Annotated in this window: 3 protein-coding genes; 1 reads left to right on the top strand and 2 read right to left on the bottom strand. The window is 75.7% G+C overall.

Going from position 1 to position 4,760, the window contains the following annotated elements; genetic code table 11:
• A partial coding sequence (locus PYV61_RS21025; protein ID WP_275835319.1) for a serine/threonine-protein kinase occupies window positions 1-941 on the bottom strand: 941 nt, incomplete at its 3' end.
• A gap of 147 nt (window positions 942-1,088) precedes the next feature.
• Here PYV61_RS21025 and PYV61_RS21020 point away from each other — a divergent pair.
• Window positions 1,089-3,218, top strand: coding sequence for a M20/M25/M40 family metallo-hydrolase (locus PYV61_RS21020; RefSeq protein WP_275835318.1), 2,130 nt, complete (start codon window positions 1,089-1,091; stop codon window positions 3,216-3,218).
• A 64-nt stretch (window positions 3,219-3,282) separates the two neighbouring features.
• On the opposite strand, the gene PYV61_RS21015 is transcribed toward PYV61_RS21020, so the two are convergent.
• Window positions 3,283-4,760 (bottom strand): transporter substrate-binding domain-containing protein (locus PYV61_RS21015; protein ID WP_275835316.1); only part of this gene is annotated, 1,478 nt, incomplete at its 5' end.

The following is a 4,760-nucleotide window of genomic DNA, read 5'->3' as shown; positions in this document are numbered from 1 at the left end:
CCCGCCGGCGGCGCGGCCGGCGCGGCCGGCCCGGGCGCCGCGGCCCCCGCCGGGAGCGTCGCCGAGAGGCGCGCGTTGAGCGACACCGACGCCGACGCCGCGCGCACCCCCGTGATCAGCGTCGCCCGCAGCGCCGTCAGGTCGTTCGCCATGTCGGCCGCGTGCTGGTAGCGCTCGGCGGGGTCCTTGGCCAGCGCGCGGGCGACGATCGCGTCGAGCTCCGGCGGCAGCGTCGGCACCAGCGCCGACGGGGGCGGCGTCGGCTCGCTCACGATCTTGTACAGCACCGCGTGCAGCGTGTCGGCGGCGAACGGCTTCCTCCCCGTCAGCAGCTCGTACAGCACCGCGCCCAGCGAGAACACGTCGGTCGGCGCGCCGATCGGCCCCGCGGTCACCTGCTCGGGGGCCATGTAGTTCGGCGTCCCCATCGTCATGCCGGTGCGCGTCATCTTCTGCGACGTCAGGTGCGCGACGCCGAAGTCCATGATCTTCGCGCGGCCGTCCTCGGTGACGCGGATGTTCGCCGGCTTGATGTCGCGGTGCACGATCCCGCGCTTGTGCGCGTACGACAGCCCGCCCAGCACGTCGGCCGCGACCTGCAGCTTGTCCGGCAGCGCCGGCGCGGCGCCGCGCGCCAGCAGCCCCTCGAGGTCCTCGCCGTCGAGGAACTCCATCGCGATGTAGAGGTGCCCGTCCACCTCGCCGAAGTCGTAGATCGTCACGACGTTCGGGTGCTGCAGCGACCCGGCCGCCTGCGCCTCGCGCAGGAAGCGCTCGCGCAGCTCCTGCTCGCGCGCCACCGCGTCGCTCATGACCTTGATCGCCACCGGGCGCTGCAGCACCGGGTCGAGCGCGCGGTACACGGCGCCCATCGCCCCCTCGCCGACGAGGTGCAGGATCTGGTACTTGCCGATCGTGGCGGCGGGGGGCTGCGTGGGCATGCGGCGGCGGGGGACGGCTGCTGGGGCGGGGGAGCGAATATGCCCAGCGGGAGACGAGCGGCGACACCCCCGCGCCACGCGCGCGGCCGCGTGCCCGCGCGGTACCTTCCCCGGCGACCGCCCGTCGGAGTCCCCAGCCCCCCGCCCGTGCCCCCCTTCCGGTCCCTCCTCGCCGCCCTCGCCGTCGGCGCCCTCGCCGCGCCGGCGGCCGGCGCCCAGGCGCCGCTCCCCGGCTACGCGCCCGCCTCGGCGGCCCGCCAGCGCGCCCTCGAGACGAGCGTCGTCGCCCGCCCCGACAGCGCCCGCGCGCACGCCCACGCCCGCGCCCTCAGCGCCGAGACGCACGTCGCCGGCAGCGAGGCGCAGGCGCGCACGCGCGACTACGTCATCGCCGAGATGAAGAAGCTCGGCCTCCAGACCGAGGTCCGCGCCTACCGCGTGTGGCTGCCGCACGCCACCGGCGTGAACGTGTGGGCCGTGCGCCCGCGCGCCGGCGGCGGCGCCGACTCGACCGAGCTGCCGCTCGCCGAGCCGCCGGTGCCGGGCGACGCCGGGTCGCGCCTCGCGCAGTACCCGACCGTCAACGGCTCCAGCGCCGCCGGCGACGCGCACGGCGAGGTGGTCTACGTCAACTACGGGCTGATCGAGGACTACGCGCAGCTCGATTCGATGAAGGTGTCGGTGCGCGGCAAGGTCGTGCTGGCGCGCTACGGCCGCTCCTTCCGCGGCATCAAGGCGCGCGAGGCCGAGAAGCGCGGCGCGGTCGCGCTGCTGATCTACAGCGACCCGGCCGACGACGGCTACGTGCGCGGCGACACCTACCCCGAGGGGCCGATGCGCCCGCCGTACGGGGTGCAGCGCGGCTCAGTGTTCAACGGCAACGGCGACCCGTCGACGCCGGGGTGGCCGAGCACCGAGCGCGCGCGCCGCCTCCCGGCCGACAGCCTGGGGACGCCGCGCATCCCGGTCGTCCCCATCGGCTACGCCAACGCCCGCGTGCTGCTCGACGGCGTGCGCGGCGCCGACGTGCCGCAGGCGTGGCAGGGCGGGCTCCCGCTGCGCTACCACGCCGGCCCCGGCCCGGCGCGCGCCCGCGTGCGCGTGACCACCGACGCCGCGCAGAACGGCTGGAAGACGATCTGGAACACCTACGGCACGATCCGCGGCAGCGAGCAGCCCGACGAGCTGGTGATGGTCGGCGCGCACCGCGACGGCTGGGGCCCCGGCGCCGGCGACAACGTCAGCGGCACCGTGAGTGTCCTCGAGGCGGCTCGCGCCGTCATGGAGGAGGTGAGGGCCGGGCGCCCGCCCAAGCGCACCCTCGTCTTCGCGACCTGGGACGCCGAGGAGTGGGGGCTGGTCGGCTCCACCGAGTACGTCGAGGACGACTCGCTGCGCCTGACGCGCCACGCGGTCGCCTACCTCAACCAGGACGTCTCGGCGTCGGGGCCGAGCTTCGGCGGCGGCGGCTCGCCGTCGCTGCGCGCGACGCTGCGCGACGTGGCGCGCGTCGTCCCCGACCCGTCGGGGGAGGGGAGCGTGTACGCCGTGTGGCGCCGCCGCTCGGGCGTCGCCGACGGCGAGGAGCCGGCGATGGGCGACCCGGGCGGCGGCTCCGACTTCGCCGGCTTCTACAACCACCTCGGCATCCCGCACGCCGACTGGGGCTTCGGCGGGGCCGGCGGCGTGTACCACTCGCAGTACGACACGTACGACTTCGTGCGGCGCTTCGCCGACCCGACGTTCGCGTACCACGCGGCCGCCGCGCGCGTGAACGCCGCGCTCCTGCTGCGCCTCGCCAACGCCGACGTCCTGCCGTACGACTACGTCGAGTTCGCGCGCACGATGCGCCGCTACCTCCCGGCGATGGAGCGCACCGTCGCCGCCCGCCGCCTCGCCGGCGTCACCCCGGCGCCGCTGGCCGCGTCGATCGAGCGGATGGAGCGCGCCGCGCAGGCGTTCGCCGAGGCGCGCGACGCCGCGCTGGCCGCCTCCCCGCCGGCCGCCCGCCTGCGCGCCGCCAACGAGGCGCTCAAGCGCGTCGAGAAGGCGCTCACCCGCCCGCAGGGGCTCCGCACCCGCCCCTGGTTCCGCAACCTCGTCTACGCCGCCGACGAGAACAACGGCTACGCCAACGTCGTCTTCCCCTCCGTGAGCGAGGCCGTCCGCGACGGCGACGCCGCGCGCGCCACCGCCGAGATCACCGACCTGGCCGGACGCTTCGACGCGGCGACCCGCGCCATCGAGGAAGCCACCGCCGCCGTGCGCGGACGGTGATCCTGCGACCTGCGACCTGCGACCGGGTGTCGTCGCAGGTCGCAGGTCGCAGGTCGCAGGTGCGTCACTCCGCGACGGCGCGGGTCACGAACTGGCGGTAGTGCTCGAACCGCTCCAGGATCGCCGCCACGTACTGCACCGGCTCCAGCCCGCGGCAGTAGCCGTACCGCACCACCGGGTCCGCGTGGTACTCGGCCTTGGACAGCTGCAGCAGCCAGTACGCGACGTCGTCCCACTTCTCCGGGTCGTCGCCGTGCTTGTCGGCCAGACGCTGCGCGTCCACCACGTGGCCGAGCCCCGCGTTGTACGACGCCAGCACGAACTTGAGCCGCTCCGTCGAGTCGGCGATCCGCGGGCGCCACTGCTGCTGCAGCCACTGCAGGTAGCGCACGCCCCCCGCGACGTTCTGCGCCGGGTCGGCGATCGCGCGCACGCCGAACTGCCGCGCCGTCGCCGGCATCAGCTGCATCAGCCCGCGCGCGCCGACCCACGACGTCGCCGTCGGCTTGAAGCGCGACTCCTGGTACATCTGCGAGCCGAGCAGCCGCCAGTCCCACGACAGGGCGCCGGCGTGCCGGCGCAGCAGCGAGTCGTACGGCGACAGCGCCCCCGTCTCCGACGTCAGGTAGCGGCTCGCCGCCCGCTGCTGGTACGCGCGCTGGTCCACGAAGTACTTGCGGTACAGCTGCGCGAACGTCGGCCCCGCCTGCTCCGAGTCGATCCACGCGTTCAGCGTGTCGAGCAGCGCCGGCGCGTCGCGCCGCACCGCCCACGCCACCTTCTGCGGGACGCCGACCACCGGCCGGATCGCCAGGTTCCTGAAGGTCGTCGCGTGCAGCCGCGCCAGGTTCCCCTCGGCCACCGTGTACGCGACGTTCCCCTTCGCCACCTCGCGGATCACCGCCTCCGACGACGCGTCCACCTCGACGACGGCGATGTCGCCCGAGATCGCGTCCTCCAGCTCGAGCAGCGTGCGCGCGTGCGGCGAGTCCTCGGGGAGCGTCACCCGGCGCCCCGCCAGCTCCGACGGGCGCTGCACCATGCGGGCGCGGATCGTCGCGGTCGTCGTCCCCGCGCCGGGCGCCGGCGCCGGCTCGGCGGGGCCCGCCTTGAGCATCGTGTCGGTGCCCGCCGGGAGCGCCGCCGCGGCGACGCCGGCGGGCCCCGTGCGCTGCACCAGCACCGGCTCGGCGCGGTAGAGCGCGTGCGTGAACGCCGCGCGCCGCTCCTCCTCGGGCGTCGGGATCAGGCGCGCCGCGACCACGTCCGCGCGCCCGTCGCGCAGCATCGCGAACAGCGAGTCGCGGTCCTGTACCACCACCCACTTGAGCGCCAGCGACCGCTCGGCGGCGAACTTCTTCAGCAGCTCGTACTCGTAGCCGAGCGGCAGCCCGCGGTAGACGAAGTACGTGGTCGAGTTGTACGGCGCGGCGACGACCAGCGTGTCGCGCGCGCGCACCGCGTCCCAGTCGGCGCCGTGGCGCCCGCGCCGCCGCACCGCGCCGTCGGCGCGCACCGTCGCCACGCCGTGCTCCGCGACCG

The organism is Roseisolibacter sp. H3M3-2 (assembly GCF_029211165.1).
GTDB lineage: Bacteria > Gemmatimonadota > Gemmatimonadetes > Gemmatimonadales > Gemmatimonadaceae > Roseisolibacter.
Note: the sequence above shows the minus strand (reverse complement) of the source record. Positions and strands in the feature narration are given on the sequence as shown.